General features: G+C 51.7%; 13 protein-coding genes. 9 read left to right on the top strand and 4 right to left on the bottom strand.

The annotated features are described in order from the left end of the window. Positions 1–44 precede the first annotated feature (44 nt). From PsAD37_RS01110 to PsAD37_RS01100, 3 genes are all read right to left on the bottom strand, one after another. Complete coding sequence (locus tag PsAD37_RS01110) at positions 45–734, bottom strand: outer-membrane lipoprotein carrier protein LolA (RefSeq protein WP_057464662.1); 690 nt, start codon at positions 732–734, stop codon at positions 45–47. A gap of 254 nt (positions 735–988) precedes the next feature. Next, complete coding sequence (locus tag PsAD37_RS01105) at positions 989–3886, bottom strand: DNA translocase FtsK (RefSeq protein WP_063294578.1); 2898 nt, start codon at positions 3884–3886, stop codon at positions 989–991. Between the two features lie 4 nt (positions 3887–3890). Continuing rightward, entirely contained in the window at positions 3891–5087 is a 1197-nt protein-coding gene (locus PsAD37_RS01100; protein ID WP_063294577.1) for an aminotransferase class I/II-fold pyridoxal phosphate-dependent enzyme, read from the bottom strand. A gap of 202 nt (positions 5088–5289) precedes the next feature. On the opposite strand from PsAD37_RS01100, the gene PsAD37_RS01095 reads away from it, so the two are divergent. Continuing rightward, the gene (locus PsAD37_RS01095; RefSeq protein WP_063294576.1) at positions 5290–6294 is read left to right on the top strand and encodes a CorA family divalent cation transporter; all 1005 of its coding nucleotides are present in this window, start codon (positions 5290–5292) and stop codon (positions 6292–6294) included. 59 nt (positions 6295–6353) lie between these two features. Here the strand turns inward: PsAD37_RS01095 and PsAD37_RS01090 are convergent, their stop codons facing one another. Then, the gene (locus PsAD37_RS01090; RefSeq protein ID WP_063294575.1) at positions 6354–6617 is read right to left on the bottom strand and encodes a DUF1674 domain-containing protein; all 264 of its coding nucleotides are present in this window, start codon (positions 6615–6617) and stop codon (positions 6354–6356) included. Between the two features lie 212 nt (positions 6618–6829). Here PsAD37_RS01090 and htpX point away from each other — a divergent pair, with 212 nt between their 5' ends. From htpX to PsAD37_RS01045, 8 genes are all read left to right on the top strand, one after another. Next, on the top strand, positions 6830–7858 hold the full coding sequence (gene htpX, locus PsAD37_RS01085) for a zinc metalloprotease HtpX (protein ID WP_063294574.1): 1029 nt from the start codon (positions 6830–6832) through the stop codon (positions 7856–7858). A 303-nt stretch (positions 7859–8161) separates the two neighbouring features. Continuing rightward, positions 8162–9610: a 16S rRNA (cytosine(967)-C(5))-methyltransferase RsmB gene (rsmB, locus tag PsAD37_RS01080; RefSeq protein WP_084407620.1), complete on the top strand. Its 1449-nt coding sequence runs from the start codon at positions 8162–8164 to the stop codon at positions 9608–9610. 273 nt (positions 9611–9883) lie between these two features. Further along, a complete protein-coding gene (locus PsAD37_RS01070; RefSeq protein WP_063294572.1) occupies positions 9884–11542 on the top strand; it encodes a heparinase II/III family protein in 1659 nt (552 codons plus the stop codon). A 163-nt stretch (positions 11543–11705) separates the two neighbouring features. Next, positions 11706–13322 carry a bifunctional phosphoribosylaminoimidazolecarboxamide formyltransferase/IMP cyclohydrolase gene (gene purH / locus PsAD37_RS01065; protein WP_063294571.1) on the top strand — a complete coding sequence of 539 codons (1617 nt, stop codon included), beginning with the start codon at positions 11706–11708 and terminating at the stop codon, positions 13320–13322. Positions 13323–13490: 168 nt separating this feature from the next. Further along, complete coding sequence (locus PsAD37_RS01060) at positions 13491–15002, top strand: glycosyltransferase family 39 protein (RefSeq protein ID WP_063294611.1); 1512 nt, start codon at positions 13491–13493, stop codon at positions 15000–15002. Positions 15003–15116: 114 nt separating this feature from the next. Next, the gene (locus PsAD37_RS01055) at positions 15117–15584 is read left to right on the top strand and encodes a GNAT family N-acetyltransferase (RefSeq protein WP_208991616.1); all 468 of its coding nucleotides are present in this window, start codon (positions 15117–15119) and stop codon (positions 15582–15584) included. 113 nt (positions 15585–15697) lie between these two features. After that, positions 15698–16441: a carbonic anhydrase gene (locus tag PsAD37_RS01050; RefSeq protein WP_244272464.1), complete on the top strand. Its 744-nt coding sequence runs from the start codon at positions 15698–15700 to the stop codon at positions 16439–16441. A gap of 12 nt (positions 16442–16453) precedes the next feature. After that, on the top strand, positions 16454–16906 hold the full coding sequence (locus tag PsAD37_RS01045) for a GNAT family N-acetyltransferase (RefSeq protein WP_063294569.1): 453 nt from the start codon (positions 16454–16456) through the stop codon (positions 16904–16906). Positions 16907–17555 lie beyond the last annotated feature (649 nt).

Raw genomic sequence — 17555 nt, 5'->3', positions numbered from 1 at the left:
CGCCGAAGCACTCCTCTTCATACATCAGAATTTTGCTTAAGGCTCTAGTTGTTGCCGCGTCGCTGACGGGAATTCGCGATGTAATCAATCTTGAACAGATCCGGGTTAGTCGCGCCGTTCTCAGTCACGTCATAAATGGCAACAGACGTGTCGTAACCCTGTGCGTCGCGTACAGTCCATTGTTTGAGCTTGTAGTTTCTTGCGTCGAAAATCAGCGTCAGGCGGCCAGATGTGAAACGGGTTTTATCGTCGATCGCGATTGTGATGAGATCTGGTTCAACAACCACGTTGGTTACATTGGCGTCTGTCTTGAGGTCGATTTTATCAGCCAGCAGGAAGCGCAGCGGTGTCTGGGAAAGAGGCCAGATGTCCTGTGTCTGCAACTTACGGTCCTTCACCGAAACCATGCTGCCGTCAGCAATGATGTCGAGTGTAGAAGGCTTGTTGTAGTAGAAGCGGACTTTGCCCGGGCGGCTGATGAAGAACTGGCCTTCTACACGCCCGCCGGTTGGGCCAAACTGCACGAACTTGCCGTGCATATTGCGGACGGAATTGAAATACTTGCTAACGGCGTCAATGGCTTGCACGTTGGTCAGCGCGACTGGCTGCGCTTGCTGGGCTGTTTGAGCGGCGGAGTGTTCCGCAGTTAGTGGGACAGAACCAATAAAAAGCGCTGCTGCAATTGCGAGGCTTTTGCCAATCCTACCAAAAGAGATCGCCTGAGATGCAATCATAAATATAACTCCGCTGTCAAAACTCGTAGAACAACCGTAAAGCGAGTTGATTAACTCTTCTCTAAATCCAGCTTGCGGTTATTTGTGAACCCTCATTCTGATAGGCTATCGTTACCATAAGGCGAAGATGGGGCATATGCCTCAAATTCCATAAATTCGCCTAGAGATCTCCGAAATGACTGATCAACTTTTCGGGAGTGTTTTACAGCAGTCTCCTCGTGATTGGCTGTAGGCAGACTGCTGTAAGAGAGGTATCAGAACTGTTCGCCGTTTTCTGGAAGCAGGATTTCACGCTTACCGGCATGGTTCGCTGGGCTGATCATGCCTTCCTGCTCCATGCGCTCAATAAGAGAAGCTGCACGGTTGTAACCGATTGAGAGGCGGCGCTGAATGTAGGAGGTCGATGCTTTGCGGTCTCTGGCGACGATTGCGACGGCCTGATCGAACAGGTCGTTGGTTGCGTTGCCGGAGCCTTGCGTCAGGGCATCGTAACCGCCTTCAGACTCGGCGTCTTCAGTCACGTCAGAGAGATAAGTTGGTGTGCCTTGCTCTTTGAGGTGTGAAACGATGTCTTCCACTTCATCATCAGCGACGAATGGACCGTGAACACGTTGTGTTCTACCGCCTGCTGCCATGTAAAGCATGTCACCCATGCCAAGCAGCTGTTCTGCGCCCATTTCGCCAAGGATTGTGCGACTGTCGATCTTAGACGTCACCTGGAACGAAATACGGGTTGGGAAGTTGGCTTTAATAGTGCCGGTGATGACGTCCACTGATGGACGCTGGGTTGCCATGATCAGGTGGATACCAGCTGCACGGGCCATCTGTGCCAGACGTTGGATTGCGCCTTCAATGTCCTTACCGGCCACCATCATGAGATCAGCCATCTCATCAACGACGACGACGATGTACGGCATTTTCTCCATTGGCAGTTCTTCTTCTTCGAAGATTGGCTCGCCAGTGTTTTTGTCAAAACCGGTCTGAACGGTTCGGGTGAAGCTTTCGCCCTTCTTCATGGCTTGCTCAATGCGGGTATTGTACCCGTCGATATTGCGCACGCCCATCTTGGACATTTTCTTGTAGCGATCTTCCATCTCACGAACGGTCCATTTCAAAGCCACGACGGCTTTGTTCGGATCGGTCACAACAGGGGTGAGAAGGTGCGGAATGCCGTCATAAATGGACAGTTCCAGCATCTTCGGATCGATCATGATCATCTTACACTGCTCAGGGGTGAGTCTGTAGAGCAGGGAGAGGATCATGGTGTTGACGGAAACGGACTTACCAGAGCCTGTGGTACCCGCCACGAGCAAGTGAGGCATGCGGGCAAGGTCGGCGATGACGGCTTCACCATTAATGGTTTTGCCGAGGGCCATGGCCAGCTTTGCCTTGGACGCGTCAAAGTCCTCAGAGTCCAGAAGTTCGCGAAGGTATACGGTTTCGCGCTTGGCGTTTGGCAGCTCGATACCGATGGCGTTTTTGCCCGGAATAACGGCTACACGTGCAGAGATCGCGCTCATGGAACGGGCGATGTCGTCTGCCAGGCCAATAACGCGGGAAGATTTGATACCCGGAGCTGGTTCCAGTTCGTAAAGCGTGACAACAGGTCCCGGGCGAACTGCGATGATTTCACCACGGACGCCAAAGTCACCCAGCACGCCTTCCAGAATACGGGCGTTTTGCTCAAGTGCGTCTTTACTCAGGCGCTGTTTGCCGTCTGCCTGAGGCTCAGCGAGCAGCTCGATGCTTGGCAATTCAAACGGTGGTTGTTTGATAATTGCGGTAGATCTTTTTTCCTGAGCAAACGGGCGCGGTACAGAGCGCCCCGGAGCAGGGCGTGGTGGCTGTTGTTGAGGCGCCGTCTGCATTGGTGGTTCTTGCTCATCAGGACTTGCAATGCCGATCGGTGCATCTGGCTGAGGGCCGAGATGAAGGTCTTCGCCCTCATGGTATTCATCTGGTCCGAGCACATATCCCTGTTCATCATAAACAGGTTCACCTGCAGGAACGGGCTCCCACTGTTCTTCAGGATAGTGCTCGTTTGGTGCGGCATAATGTTGGGTGTTGTCGTGTTGCGGGTCAAACTGCACATCTGACCGCTCAGCCTGATCTTCCTGCTGATAATAATCGCTGAGGCCATCGTCTTCGACAGACATGAGTTTGGATGCTACTTTGCGTCTTAAACGAGAGACTAGGTTGTCTTTTTCAGCGGGCTCGTCTTCATCAGCTCCGTGCTCTTCCCACTGCTGATCTGCCTGTTGGTCGTGCTGTTCTTCTTCGTAGTATTCAGGCTGCTGAGGTTGGTTTGGATCATGCGGAGCTGTTGCATAATCTTCTTCCTGCCAATTTTGCTCAGTGACCAGCTTACGCTTGAAGACCGTGCGCTGGATCGCGCTGGTTGCCATGAGCTTCCAGTGGCTTAGTGCGCCAATAATTGCGTAGTAGCGGTTATTTTCGCCGTCATAGTCTTCCTCAGAATCTTCCGTGAACGGCAATGCTTCGTGAGGAGTGTATTCATCTTCAACGGCTTCGTCTTCGGTGAACTCTGCCGGGGTTGGGTCTTTGCCGATGAGACCAGCTGCGTAAGCTAATAGCACAATCGAAGGCAGGCCAAGGCCGACAGCACCGGTCAGGGTTCTCATGCCGGTCGAGAGCTCTGGCAGGATTGCAGTTGGAACTGAGAAGATCCAGTCGCCAAGGAAACCGCCAAGTCCTGTTGGCAATGGCCAGCTTGATGGAATTGGAATGGCCGCCAGACCACCTGCAAACAGCACGGTTCCGACAAGCCATGTCAGAAAGCGTTTACGGGTGACGCCGGATGTATACTTGAGAGACAGGCGCCAACCCCAGATGAAGATGGGCACCAGAAAGACAGCTGTTGCCAGCCCGATTGTCTGCATCAAAACGTCTGCAACAATGGCTCCAGTCTGACCCAGTGCATTGTGAATCTCCGCATTGGTTGCGTGATTCAAGCTTGGGTCGTCCGTTGACCATGTTGCGAGGGCTGCCGCCACACAGAGACCGATGACGAGGATCACCGCGCCACCAATGACGATTATGTTGCTTTTGATAAAGCGCTTGATCGGGCTCTCTGTGTCAGCCAGTGAAACAGAGCTTGCTTTTGGTCGTTGCATTGCAGCAGCCTGACGCATTCAATTACTCCAGAGAGTCCAAAATTCTTCGGAAAGCTTCCTTGCTGACTTCCAAAGATTCAACGAGGGCGAGGCGAATATATTTGTCACCGGGGTTGGAGCCGTCCGGCATATCAGAGGCGATGTAAGCTCCTGGCAAGGACTTTACGCCCACTTCACGCCAGAGCTTTTCAGCGACCTGTGTTCCAGAACCCCAGCGGGAAACATCCAGCCAGAGGAAAAAGCCGCCATCTTTACGTACTGAGCCAAATAGAGGAGATAGCATTTCCTCTGCGGCGTCGTATTTTTTATTGTAGAGGCGGCGGTTTTCGATCACGTGTCCTTCATCTCCGAACGCACGAACGGCGAGCGCCTGCACAGGCATTGGGACTTGAGGTGCTGCAACATTGCGGAAATCGGCGAAGAACTGAATGAACTCCGGATCTCCGGCAGCAAAGCCACAGCGTGCGCCGGGGAGGTTAGAGCGTTTGGACAATGAGTTGAATGTCACGACATTTTTCAGCGTGCCATCAAGAGCTTCTGCGGCCTCCAAAATGCCTGTTGGAGGCGTGTCGCGATAGATTTCAGAGTAGCACTCATCAGCGAAGAGCAGAAAGTTGTGTTTGCGTGCCAGCTTGATGAGCTTTTGCCAATACTCCATAGGCGCAACGGTGCCTTGTGGGTTGGCGGGGGACGCGAAATAGAATGCGACGGTGCGGTCGAGCAAAGCTGGATCGATGGCATCCAGATCAGGCAAAACTCCGTCTGCTGGTTCTGGCAAAAGAATTTCGTCAGCACCCGCAATATGAGCACCTGCACCATAGGATTGGTAAAACGGGTTCGGCAAAATAACAGCCGGCTTACCGTCTTTCTTCAGATAGTCGCGAGCGCAAACACAGCCAAAGACAAGTCCTTCGCGAGAGCCGTTGAGCGGAATAACGCTTTTGTCCGGATCGAAGGCATCAGAGAGTTGAAAACGGTTTTTGACCCATTTGCCAACAGCTGCACGGAATTCATCTGTACCACGAATTGCAGGATACTTGCGGAAACCGTTCTGATTTTCTTCAAGTACTTCAATGACGTAGCTTGGAGGTTCATGACGCGGTTCACCGATTGTCATGACAATTGGATCAAGACCCGGTTCGATTCCAGCGAGCTGCTGATTCAGCCGCTGAAACGGGTTTCCTCCGCTAGATTTTTTCTCAATTTCTTTCGTGGACACAAGAATCCTCGCAGGAATGATTTACAACAAATGCTCGGAGCACCAAAACTCTAGTGTTTTTTGGTAAATTGGCTGTTAACCAATTTACTGTGCGCTAAGCTGAATAGGTGTTTCTTCTGGGGTTTGTCATCTGATTTTTTAGAAGTGTGGGTTTTGATGTGTGCGTTGAGTTAGGATCGAACTTGGGCCGGGATTTGTCGGAATGGCACAAACCACAGAAAATATTGAAGCGAGCCAGATTCATTTGGATTCTTCATTTGTCATTGTCTTTTCCAAGTCAAAAGGCATGCGCAGACTCACGCTAGAACAGCTGCGTGACTATGAGCTGGAGCCCGACGAATTTTATTGGGCTTATTTGCAACGGGTTGCCGCTCAGAACCGCGAATTTCTTGAAGAAATTGGGCTGGAACACAACGATATTGATGGTCTTCTGGCCCGAGAGGTACGTCCGCATTGCCATGTACGTACAAAAGGGGCGTTTATTGCCATCAACGTTTTCAATGAGTTGCCGAAACAGGAAAGCGGCGACATGGAATGTGCCCAGATCTGGGTGGATGCTAAGCGGATGATCTGCATCTGGCACGATCCGCTGGATGTTTTTCAAAGTTTGGTTGAGGGGTTCAAGGCCCGTGTGCCACCGGAAAGTACGGCAGAATTCTGGGCTCGATTGGTGCTGGCGATAGCGGAACGTGCTGAAGAAATGGTTGAGGTGCTTCAGGGCAGGATCGATCATCTTGAAGATGTGGTGCTGGAGACAGGAGATCATCCTTGGGAAAGCGAACTCGCGCAGGTTCGTCGGTTGGCAACCATTGTTAGACGCAGCATGCTGGCGCATCTGGATATCTTAAGGAATTTTGAAATTGAGAAGTTTGAATGGGTCAATCGGATCAACAAACGCCGCGTTCGTGAAGCGGGTGACCGAGCCCTTCGAATTGCCGAGGAGATGGATGCTATCCGTGAACGAGCAGAAATAGTTCACGACCAGATCATGTTTAAACGATCAGAGAACACCAACCGCTATATGCTGATGATGGCGGCAATTGCCGTTGTGTTTCTGCCGCTTAGCTTTGTAACTGGATTACTCGGCGTTAATGTGGGCGGCATTCCGGGAAGCCATGATCCGGTTGCGTTTAGTATTGTTAGCGGGATTCTGATCTTTATCGGTGTGGGACTGTTTGCGGTCGTCCGATGGTTTAAGATCTTCTAGGGAGCTGGCTACGTGTGTGTTCTTATCTGAAAGCCGGAACCATTATTGACGATTGCGCTCTAAAAATCGCTGGTAATGCCTTTGACTTCCCAATCGCTGTAGCGGGCAGGGTCCAGGCCACCGCGGCCATTGAGCTCTTTCGGCATTTCTTTTTGGGCAGCATCGATCTCTGCGCGGCGCTCTTCGGCTTCTTTTAAAGCGCGTTGGGCGGCAGGGGGCAGTTCTTCAAACCGGCGTTTTTTCGACGCTTCTTCAATCTGCTCCGTCGTATCGACTTCTTGTGTTTTAAAGTTTTCGACGGCTGATTTGTTGTCTTTTTCCATTTCAATCCCGGTTGGCTGATGCTGCTTATCGCTGTTGTAAGCTTGCGTTTGCCATTTGGAGCTACCACTTAAGCTGGTAGTGGTAGTTTCACAATGATCGCGTAGGCTTAGATATAGGCGCGTGAGCCTGTATTTTGCAATGGGCACTGCGTTCATTGGTGGATGACCGACGGAATTGGCGAACTAAGAGAACAGATTGGAGCATTGAAACCATGAACTATGTACGGACCGGTATGCTGCTTGCGGCGATGACCGCTTTGTTTATGGGTATTGGCTTCATGCTTGGCGGCCAAACCGGCATGCTGATTGCTCTATTGATCGCCGGTGGTATGAACATCTTCTCCTATTGGAATTCGGATCGCATGGTTTTGGCCATGCACCATGCGCAGGAAGTGGATGAACGACAGGCCCCGGAGCTTTATGGTATGGTTCGTACTATGGCGGCGCGTGCTGAGCTGCCGATGCCGAAGGTTTATGTGATCAACAACCCGCAGCCCAATGCGTTTGCGACAGGCCGAAACCCTGAGAATGCAGCAGTTGCAGCGACGACTGGTCTTTTGAACTCTCTTTCCAAAGAAGAAGTTGCGGGCGTGATGGCGCACGAGTTGGCCCACGTGAAAAACCGTGACACGCTGATCATGACGATTACTGCGACGATCGCTGGTGCGGTCTCCATGCTGGCGAACTTTGCGCTTTTCTTTGGCGGAAACCGCAACAATCCGCTTGGTCTGATTGGGTCTATCCTGATGATGATCCTTGCACCAATGGCGGCGGCTTTGGTTCAGATGGCGATTTCCAGAACACGTGAATATGCAGCTGACCGTATGGGTGCGCAGATTTGTGGTAACCCGCTTTGGCTTGCTTCCGCTTTGCATAAGATTGCTGGTGGCGCGGCGCGGGTTGTGAATGAAGATGCAGAACATAACCCTGCAACGGCGCATATGTTCATCATCAATCCGCTTTCCGGTCAGAACATGGACAACCTGTTCTCGACACATCCGAACACAGATAACCGGATTGCGGCGCTTCGTCAGATGGCTTCTGAAGCTGGCTTTACTGAAACACGTAGTTCTGGCGGTGGTGGTCATTTTAACGTGCGCGAGACGTCACAAGCTCAGCCGCGGCGTGAAACACTTCGCCCAAGTGGCCCATGGGGAGCATCCCGCCAATCAGGGCAGCGTGGTGGTCATGACCAACCTAGTCGTGATGAACCTCGGAAGCCCAAAGGGCCATGGGGCTAAAAGCAAGGGAAATCTGCGAATGCGAACCGTCTCTCGCATTTGCTTTGTTGATTGTACCGTGTTTACCTGAATAACTATTCGCGCTTCCCAAATTGTCTTTGCAATATTAAAGGTTCTGTGGTTAGCCGAGCAGGATTTGACAGTTCTCCTTTGGTTACAACTGGCAGTAATCCGCCGAAACTCTAGTGGAACCTGATGAAACCGGTTGGCCTCTGAGTGAGGCTCTTCACACAAGAATGCATCTTTAAAAGAATAGATGGCGCCGAAGGTCTGGCGACACATTCTGGAATACATGGATCAACGATGAGCGCAGAGCGTAAGAATACATCCTCTCAGGACAGAAACTCCAAGTTCAAGGGGAGAAAGCGTTCTGGAGCACCGAAGACTCCAAGAGACAATGACAGAGCTTCCGAAACGGAGAGCGTAGAGGGCACCTTTAAAGATCCCGGCTACGCAGCTCGTAAGGCTGCCACCGATCTGATTGGTAAAGTTTTGAGCAAGCGCATGCCACTGGATGGTGAGCTTGACCTGAACAATGGTCATCCGGGCTATAAACGCCTTGAGCCGAATGATCGGGCGCTTGTTCGGGCAATTATTGGCACCGCGCTGCGTCGCCGTGGTCAGATTCAGGATGTGGTTGATCGCTTCCTTGACCGTCCTATTCCTGAGAAAACCGGTCGCGTTCTGGACATTCTCCATGTTGCCATGGCGCAGTTGTTCTTTATGTCCGTGCCGGATCACGCCGCGGTTTCTCTGGCTGTGACGCTCGCAGGCCGTGATGCACGTGCTAAGCCGTATAAAAACCTCGTCAATGCCGTTCTGCGCCGTGCAACACGTGAAGGTGCAGCGATTATTGCTGAGCAAGATACTGCGAAGCTGAATGCTCCTGATTGGATGTTTGCGCGCTGGTGTGAAGTTTATGGCGAAGAAGCTGCGCGTGCGATGTCCGCTGCGCATATGCAGGAGCCGCATCTGGACCTGAGCGTACCAGCAGATCGTGATGATTGGGCGGAAAAGCTGGGTGGTGAAGTTCAGCTGGGTTATTCCGTACGCTTGCAGCCAGACGGGCCGATTGAAAAGCTGGAAGGCTTTGAAGATGGCAAATGGTGGGTTCAGGATGCTGCAGCTGCTGTTCCAGCCCGCTTGCTGGGTGATATCAAAGGCAAAGTGGTTGCAGATTTGTGTGCCGCCCCCGGTGGTAAGACCATGCAGCTTGCTGCTGCTGGTGCTGATGTGACAGCTGTCGATATCTCAGCCCGTCGTTTGCAGCGCCTGACACAGAATCTGAAGCGCGTTGGTTTGGAAGCTGAGACTGAAGTTTCTGATCTTCGTGAATTTGTGCCGGTTGATCTGTTTGACGCAATTCTGCTGGATGCACCTTGCTCTGCAACCGGTACCATTCGCCGTCACCCAGATGTGGCATGGCTGAAGCGTGAAGATGATGTGCTCAAGCTTGCTGACCTACAGTACGAATTGCTTGAAAAAGCACTGGGTTGGCTGAAGCCGGGTGGAACTCTTGTTTACTGCACCTGTTCGCTGGAACAGGAAGAGGGTGAATTGCAAGTTCAGCGCTTGTTGCTGGAGCATCCTGAGGTGCAGCGTGTGCCTGTAACAGCTGATGAGCTGGGCGGCGTTGCTGAGGCGATTAATTCTCAAGGCGACTTCCGTGCGATGCCAGGCCAGAACCCATCCTCAGGTAAAACATCTGGCGGTTTGGATGGCTTTTTCGCAGCTCGTTTGCGTCTCTCTTAAAAAGAGCTGGTGGAATGTCACCAAGGATTTGCGCAAAGTGGGCATGGTTAACGAGATTTAAAGAGCTTGGGCGCAAACCATTTGTTAAGTTTGTTTAGAGCGTGTTGTTGCAAATCGCTTTCTTGCTCACGCTCTAAATCTTTGTTTTTGTGCGTATCCTTATCTGAAACCGAAACTGCTTTTCGGGGATACGCTCCAATGGAGTGCTGAAGGGGTATGACGGGCGCAACGGTGTCTGAAAGACTTAGAATCCTTAGTCTTTTGACACAAAACATGGCTCAAAACAGTCTGAACTGGGCGCGAGGGGGATCTATGTTCCGCGTGTTCTCGTTTGGAAGTGCGCCATCGCGTCTGCTTATCGCTCCTCAGGATCTGCGCACTGCAGATGCAACAAACGCCGCTGACATTTATGCAGGCCGGTTCCTGTTTGCTGGGCATCTGGTTGAGGTGGGCGGGCAATCTCCGTTTGATGTTGAGCCGCCGAATCTCCAATGGTCAAAAGCGCTGCATGGGTTTTCATGGCTTCGCCATTTGCGTGCTGCTGAGACCAACATGGCACAGCAAAATGCCCGTGCTTTGGTTGAGGACTGGATCAGATCCTGCGGTCGCTGGCATGATGGCGGCTGGAAGCAGGAAGTTGTTGCGCGCCGTGTGCTGAGCTGGATGGCTCAATCTCCCTTACTGCTGACTGGATGTGAAGCGGATTTCTATCGTGCCTTCATGCGGTCGCTGTACCGACAGGTGCGTTATCTACGCCGGACTATGAACAAAGCGCCGGATGGCTTGCCGCGTCTGACAGTTGCCATGGCGAATGCTTGTGCAACGGTTTCCATGGATGGGCAGGGGCGTCACGTCAAACAAGCTCTGAAACGCCTTGATCAGGAGTTGAAGCGTCAAATCCTGCCGGATGGTGGTCATATCTCCCGACATCCCGGTGCGATTATTGAGATCCTTGTTGATCTGCTTCCAATCCGCCAGGCGCTCGTGATGCAGGGACAAACGGTGTCTCCAGTCATGATGGAATCCATTGACCGCATGATGCCGATGATCCGCTTCTTCCGTCATGGTGATGGATCCTTTGCTCACTTCAATGGCATGGCTTCTACTCCGGGTGATGTGGTCGCGACCATCCTTGCTTATGATGATGCACGTGGAACACCGCCTGTTAGTGCACCGCATTCCGGCTATCAGCGTCTTACTGGTGGTGATAGCCTTGTGATGATCGATGTGGGAGCACCGCCGCCAACGCGTTTCTCCAGCAGTACGCATGCTGGTTGTCTCTCCTTTGAGTTCTCCTCAAAGCGCAACCGTATTGTTGTGAACTGTGGCGTTTCTACACGAGAGCAAGTTGCCTGGAAGATGGTGGCTCGTTCAACTGCTGCGCATTCGACAGCAGGAATTGGCGATACATCTTCTTGTCGTTTTCTGACGTCTTCCCGTTTTGATAAGATGCTGGGTAACCCAGTCCTGTCTGGTCCCAAAGACGTTGAAGCGGAGCGACAGGATACCGATCTTTCTGACCGTGTGATTGCAAGTCATGACGGTTATGTAGAGCGCTATGGTATTGTTCATGAACGTGATCTGACGTTGTCGCGTGATGGAACCGTTCTGGATGGGATTGATCAGTTCAAGCCAGCATCTGACAAGGCAGAGGAAGAGATTGTCACGATCCGTTTTCATCTACATCCACAAGTGAGTTGCACCATGTTGCCATTGGGTGATGCTGCTGTTTTGCGGTGTGCGGATGGTGAAGCTTGGGAGTTTTCTGCGGATGGGATTGAGTTCTCCATTGAGGAATCAATTTATCTGTCAGACGTATTCGGTCATCGACAGACACAGCAGATCGTTCTTACGGTTGGTGTGAAAGAAGCGTTGAGCGTGACCTGGATGTTGAGAAAGACAGCTTCTGCCAAGGCGCGGCGGAAGACCTAACGTCATTTGTGCCTTTGCCCTTTAGGGGATATAAACTGCTCCTAAAGGTTACCCGTCAAACCGCTCTCAATCCCCATAAAATGGGTTCCCACAGCTGTGAATAAGTGTTATTTGGCGGGCGTCAAAACCCTTCCATTTTCTCTAAGAGAGTAGGCTTTTACCCATGGCCGTTGTCTCCAAAGGCGTTCCGATACCTGAAATCGTATCGGTTAAGCGTGCGCTTCTTTCTGTCTCCGATAAAACCGGTCTTGTTGAGTTTGCGAAAGCGCTTTCCGAACGTGGAGTTGAGCTGATCTCAACAGGCGGAACTCGCAAAACGATTGCTGAGGCTGGCCTCCCAGTTAAAGATATTTCCGAGGTTACTGGTTTTCCTGAAATCATGGATGGCCGTGTTAAGACGCTTCATCCTATGGTGCATGGCGGATTGCTGAGCATTCGTGATGATGCTGAGCATGTTGCTGCGATGGATGAGCATGGTATCATCGGTATCGACCTGCTTTGTGTGAACCTTTACCCATTTGAAGACACCGTGACTTCTGGTGCTGACTACGCAAACGGTGTCGAGAATATCGACATTGGTGGTCCGGCGATGACACGCGCTGCTGCCAAAAACCATGCCTATGTAACCACTGTTGTTGACCCAGCTGATTATGCTGCTGTGGTTGTGGCGCTGGATACGCATAACGGTCAGTCTCCGATTGCTCTTCGTAAGAAGCTGGCGCAGAAGGCTTTTGCTCGTACCGCTGCTTATGATGCTGCTGTTTCCAACTGGATGGCAGAGCAGATTGATGAGGCAGCTCCGGATTATCGCGCGATTGGTGGTACGCTGAATGAAGTGATGCGCTATGGTGAGAACCCTCATCAGGCAGCTGGCTTTTACGTGACAGGTGAGAAGCGCCCAGGTGTGGCGACGGCTCGTCAAGTACAGGGTAAGCAGCTCTCTTACAACAACATCAATGATACAGATGCAGCGTTTGAGCTTGTTTCCGAGTTTGATCCGGCTCGTACGGCAGCAGTTGCTATCATCAAGCATGCGAACCCATGTGGTGTTGCAGAGGCGCCTACGCTGAAGGAAGCCTACGAGAAAGCGCTGGCTTGTGATCCGGTTTCTGCGTTTGGTGGCATTGTTGCGCTCAACGGTACTCTGGATGCGGATGCTGCTTCTGAGATTACCAAGATCTTCACTGAGGTAATCATCGCTCCTGATGCGACAGAAGAAGCGATTGAGCTGGTTGCGAAGAAAAAGAACCTGCGTTTGCTTCTGACTAATGGTCTTTCTGATCCACGCGCCAAGGGCCTGTTTGTGAAGACTGTTTCTGGTGGCTTGCTGGTTCAGGATCGCGACAGCGGTGTTGTTGATGATCTGGATCTGAAGGTGGTGACAAAGCGTACTCCGTCTGATCAGGAACTGGCTGATCTGAAAATGGCCTTCCGTGTTGGCAAGCATGTGAAATCCAATGCGATTGTTTACGTCAAAGATGGTGCGACTGTTGGCATCGGAGCAGGGCAAATGAGCCGTGTTGACAGCGCTCGCATTGCAGCACGCAAAGCTGAGGATGCCGCTGAGGCCGCCGGCCTTGCTGAGCCGTTGACTAAAGGTTGTGTGGTTGCTTCTGATGCGTTCTTCCCGTTCGCTGATGGTTTGCTTTCTGCTGCTGAGGCTGGTGCCACTGCTGTAATTCAGCCAGGTGGTTCCATGCGTGATGATGAAGTGATCAAAGCCGCTGATGAAGCTGGCTTGGCAATGGTCGTTACTGGAATGCGCCACTTCCGTCACTAAAGGGCGGCATCTCTTATAAATTCAGAGCCTTCGCAGGTTATGCTTGCGAGGGCTTTTTTATTGGCCTCTGGTTTTAATTAAAGCTGAAAGCCAATGCTTAGTTGTAATTGCTATGGTGGAGGGAACGAAAACAAGGCGCAAAAGCGTCGATAGCTGCGCATGGTGCAGATGCTGCAAGATCAAGGTTTCCTTCCCAAACTTCAACGCGCCATAGTCTCGGATAACTGGGCTACGTTCATCGCGAAACACTTTGTCTGGCTTCTTGCTGGATACTTCATCGTCCAGACCATTATTCGTTATTTTGCGTCTCCCGTATTGGGCCTGGATGAAGCGGAGCAGATTATTGCAGCTCAGAGTTTTCAGCTTGGATATGGCCCGCAGCCACCACTTTATACTTGGCTGACGATCGCTTTCTTCTGGGTGTTTGGAGAAGGGCTCTTTGCAACTGCTCTTCTTAAAAACACCTTGTTGTTTCTTGGCTATCTAGGTGTTTGGCTCACAGCGCGGAAGGCCTCTGATCCGACGTTGGCTGCTATCGGGACGGCCTCACTTATCTTTCTGCCGCAGATCTCCTGGGAGGCGCAGCGGGCGTTGAGCCATTCAGTTTTGATGTTCGCGTGTTCTGCGTGGACGGTTTATGTCTTCCTGACCTGCATCGAAAAGCCAAGTTGGTGGCGCGCTGTTGTGTTTGGTGTTGTGATCGCAGCAGGTGCGCTTTCCAAATACAACTATATGTTTTTGCTCGCTGCTTTGATCGCAGCAGTTTTTTGCATTGAGGACGGTCGCAAGTTTCTACGTTCAAAATACATTCTTGGTTCTGCTGCTGTTGCTATCGTGCTTTTGCTTCCTCCTGCTTTCTGGATGTTTGAGAACCAGGACCTCATCTACGCGCGTGTCCATAAGTTCGGAATCGAAAAGGTTGAACGGCATTTTCTGACCGGGTTTATCTCTCTGATAAATGCAGCTTTGCAGTTTGTCATTGTGGCCGTGGTCCTGTTCTTTTGCGCATGGGCGACGAGCTTTTATTGGAAGGATGCTGAGCAGCACGACCAATATGTGAATGAGACCATTCGCAAGCTTCTCACGCTTGTCGTTATCTTTGGGCTGGTTATTGCTGCTGTGTCTGTTGTTGCAAGTGGTGCGACCAATGTGAAAGACCGGTGGCTTCAACCAATCCTGTTTCTTGCTCCGCTGGTTGCTTCGCTGTGGCTGTTTGCTGAGGTCTCAATACGTCAGGCCAAGATCATTCTTGGCACGGCTAGTGTGCTGGCAGTGCTGATCGTTGTGCTCATTCCCTTCAACTTTGCCTTTGGCAGTTTTAAGAAGCCAAGTGCGCACGCGCTTCCTTCTCAGGCAATTGTTGATACGCTGGCGCAGTATGGTGTGCGAAGTGTTCTGACCACGTCTCACAGCATTGCGGGTAACATTGGCGACCTGAAACCGGGTTGGGCAGTAACCATTCCGGAGTATTCCGGTATCGATATCAACTACGCCTATCCGGTTGCTATCCTTTGGAAAGGGCACTCCAAGGCTGTCCCTGAGAACATGTCTGCCCTTTATCAGCAGCTTAAAGGCAAGCCGATCCCTAACAGTGAAATCCATAAGGAAGCTGCGCCTTACTATCATTGGTCGGAATACCCATTCGAGTATAGCTTCATCATTGTTGAGGGGAATAATTAGGCAGCCTCACAGTATTAGAGTTATACGGCTAAATTCTCCCAGTTTTGAGAATGGGTCGACGCTCTAAAAATTGGTAGGCTGGTCATTGCGACTTGAGATCAGGGAGATGGGTCCGTGATATTCGATGAGATTACAGTGGAACCTGCCAGAGAAGCGGATGCGCATCGTTTGGGTGAACTCGTCTTTGCGATGGAAAGCGAACTTTGGCCGGAAGATGAGCTTGATGTTGGGCAGTTCAAAATGACGGCTGAGGATATTCTGTCGGATGGTGGCTCTCGCTATTGGGCTTATCTGGCGCGGTCTCAGGGGGAGCTTCTCGGACTCATTACACTGGCGGAAAAGAAGGCCATTTATGCTGGTGGCCGGTTTGGTGAAATTGTTGAGTTTTACGTTGTGCCGTCTGGCCGGTGTGCCGGGGTTGGTAAGATACTGCTGCAGCAGGCGGTGTTGAAGGGGCAGGAGATGGACTGGCCGTATTTGGAAGTGGGAGCGCCGCATCAGCCGGCCTGGAAAACGACGCTGAGTTTTTATCTTAATAACGAATTCAGAGAAATTGGTCCGCGGCTGGAAAGAGAAATTTAGGTGCGATTGTGAGTTCTTTTTGTTTAGGGCTGTTTCATCCAATTCAACAACAGAATGTCCAGAATGGGCTTTTAGGCTGGCTGCAACTTTTGTTGTTTGGCCAGGAGAAGCCTATGTGTTGGATGTGTAATGACAAAGCGGGTTTGGTTGGATCACCAGCGCGCCGCAAGTTTTTGAAAACGGCTGGTGTGTTTGGTGCTGCTCTGGCAACGGGTGGTGTTGGTGCTGTTTCGTCTGTCAGTGCGCAGGAGCCGCCTATTCCTAAGAATGAGATTGGTGGTGAGGCTGCTCTTAAGCGTTTGATGGATGGTAACAAACGCTATGTTGAGGGTGATATCACTCCTGCTGATTTCCAGAGTACCCGTGCTGCACTGGCTGCTGGGCAAAACCCGTTTGCGGCGATCCTTGGCTGTGCGGATTCCCGTGTGGCGCCGGAGCTGGCGTTTGATACCGGGCGTGGGGATCTTTTTGTGGTTCGTATTGCTGGCAATGTTGTGACGCCGGAAGGGCTGGCGAGCCTTGAGTTTTGTGTTGATGTGCTGGGTACGCAGCTCATTATGGTGTTGGGGCACGAGAAGTGCGGTGCTGTTAAGGCGGCGATTTCTTCGACACAAAGTGGCAACCAGTTTCCCGGTCATATTCAGACGCTTGTTGAACTTCTTCGACCTCCTGTGCAACAGGCGCAGGGTGAGAAGGGGGATGTTCTTGTCAATGCCATCAAAGCCAATGTGCAGTGGGGCGTGACGGCTTTGCAGCAGGCATCACCCATTTTAGACAAGCACTTCAAGGCGGGGACGTTGAAGGTGGTTGGCGGGGTGTATGACCTTGATACGGGCAAAGTTACAATGGTGACATAAGAGGGTTGGCAGATGGTTGTTCCCATAATCAGGGTGTCTGAAGCGAAGGATCTTCCGGCTTTACTGGAGCTTGAGGCTCATTATATGGCGGAGTTGGAACCGCAGAATTTTGAGCGGTGGAAGACGTGTGAGGCTGTGCAGCGCAAGCGGATGGAAGAGGCTTTGCTACGCACCTTTGCCGCTGAAATGGCAGATGACATTAAAGGCTATTGCTATTGGGGGCTTCAGAACGACAGTGCCCATATCTTCAACGTGTATGTGCATCCGGATTTTCGCCGCTATGGTTTGGCGAAGTATCTGCTTGAGCGCACGGAGGAAGATATTCAGCGCAAGGGCTTTAGCCAGTGGACGTTCAACCCGATCAAGACCCACCCTGCGAAGGTGTTCATTGAGCAGCTTGGCTATAGATTGCAGTGGGAAGATACGGACCGGCTTCACATGTTTAAGGAGAAGGCGGCAGCGTGAGCCTTCCTGTTATGCAAACAGCTTTAGCACCGCTGGAAATGACCGGCGGTGTTTTCACGTGAAACTCCCAAAATGGGGAGGGCAAGGCGAGCAGGCAGTGCCTGCGCATTTTATTGGTAGTGAGTCTTCGGCATTGGCTGTCGCCTTGCCCGGGCATTTTGGTATGGACAACATCGCCTCTTATCCTGAAAGACACGATAGCCAGTTTCCTGGAAGGACAGTGGCTTTGCTCAGGCAAGTTTCCCGGCCTAAACAGGTCCTCTATCCCTGACATCAGCTGCTCTGACCAGCAAATGCCACTGCGTGATGCCCCTCAAGCTTGGGCCCTTCCTCTCAGACCATGCAGTCACGTCTGAAAATCGGTTCCACCGGACCTTTGAAAGATGCGTTACCTCTCTCAAAAGCCCCACCCAGCCTACGACAAACTGACGGATGGTCCGCCAGCAGCCCGTTACGTAGGCATGGGAGTTAGTATGGCGGCATCTTTTGCCAAGGGGGATAAGTTTTTTGCAGTCCCACCGGTGTCATCCCGGGCTTTGATGTTTGTCCCGGAGAGATGGTTGACGTTTATTCGGGGACATGGGTGACGGTCATGTTATGATGTTAAGTCGATTTTTGCGACTGTGTTTGCTGCAAAACATACGTTGAA

This window comes from Pseudovibrio sp. Ad37 (genome assembly GCF_001623075.1).
Classification (GTDB): Bacteria; Pseudomonadota; Alphaproteobacteria; order Rhizobiales; family Stappiaceae; genus Pseudovibrio.
This window is presented reverse-complemented; position numbering and strand designations above follow the sequence as displayed.

Coding starts and splice junctions, on each gene's coding strand:
- purH (WP_063294571.1), top strand. CDS start 11,706: ATGGCCGTTGTCTCCAAAGGCGTTCCGATACCTGAAATCGTATCGGTT.
- PsAD37_RS01105 (WP_063294578.1), bottom strand. CDS start 3,886: ATGCGTCAGGCTGCTGCAATGCAACGACCAAAAGCAAGCTCTGTTTCA.
- PsAD37_RS01045 (WP_063294569.1), top strand. CDS start 16,454: ATGGTTGTTCCCATAATCAGGGTGTCTGAAGCGAAGGATCTTCCGGCT.
- PsAD37_RS01050 (WP_244272464.1), top strand. CDS start 15,698: ATGTGTTGGATGTGTAATGACAAAGCGGGTTTGGTTGGATCACCAGCG.
- PsAD37_RS01110 (WP_057464662.1), bottom strand. CDS start 734: ATGATTGCATCTCAGGCGATCTCTTTTGGTAGGATTGGCAAAAGCCTC.
- PsAD37_RS01090 (WP_063294575.1), bottom strand. CDS start 6,617: ATGGAAAAAGACAACAAATCAGCCGTCGAAAACTTTAAAACACAAGAA.
- PsAD37_RS01095 (WP_063294576.1), top strand. CDS start 5,290: ATGGCACAAACCACAGAAAATATTGAAGCGAGCCAGATTCATTTGGAT.
- PsAD37_RS01070 (WP_063294572.1), top strand. CDS start 9,884: ATGGCTCAAAACAGTCTGAACTGGGCGCGAGGGGGATCTATGTTCCGC.
- PsAD37_RS01060 (WP_063294611.1), top strand. CDS start 13,491: ATGCTGCAAGATCAAGGTTTCCTTCCCAAACTTCAACGCGCCATAGTC.
- rsmB (WP_084407620.1), top strand. CDS start 8,162: ATGAGCGCAGAGCGTAAGAATACATCCTCTCAGGACAGAAACTCCAAG.
- htpX (WP_063294574.1), top strand. CDS start 6,830: ATGAACTATGTACGGACCGGTATGCTGCTTGCGGCGATGACCGCTTTG.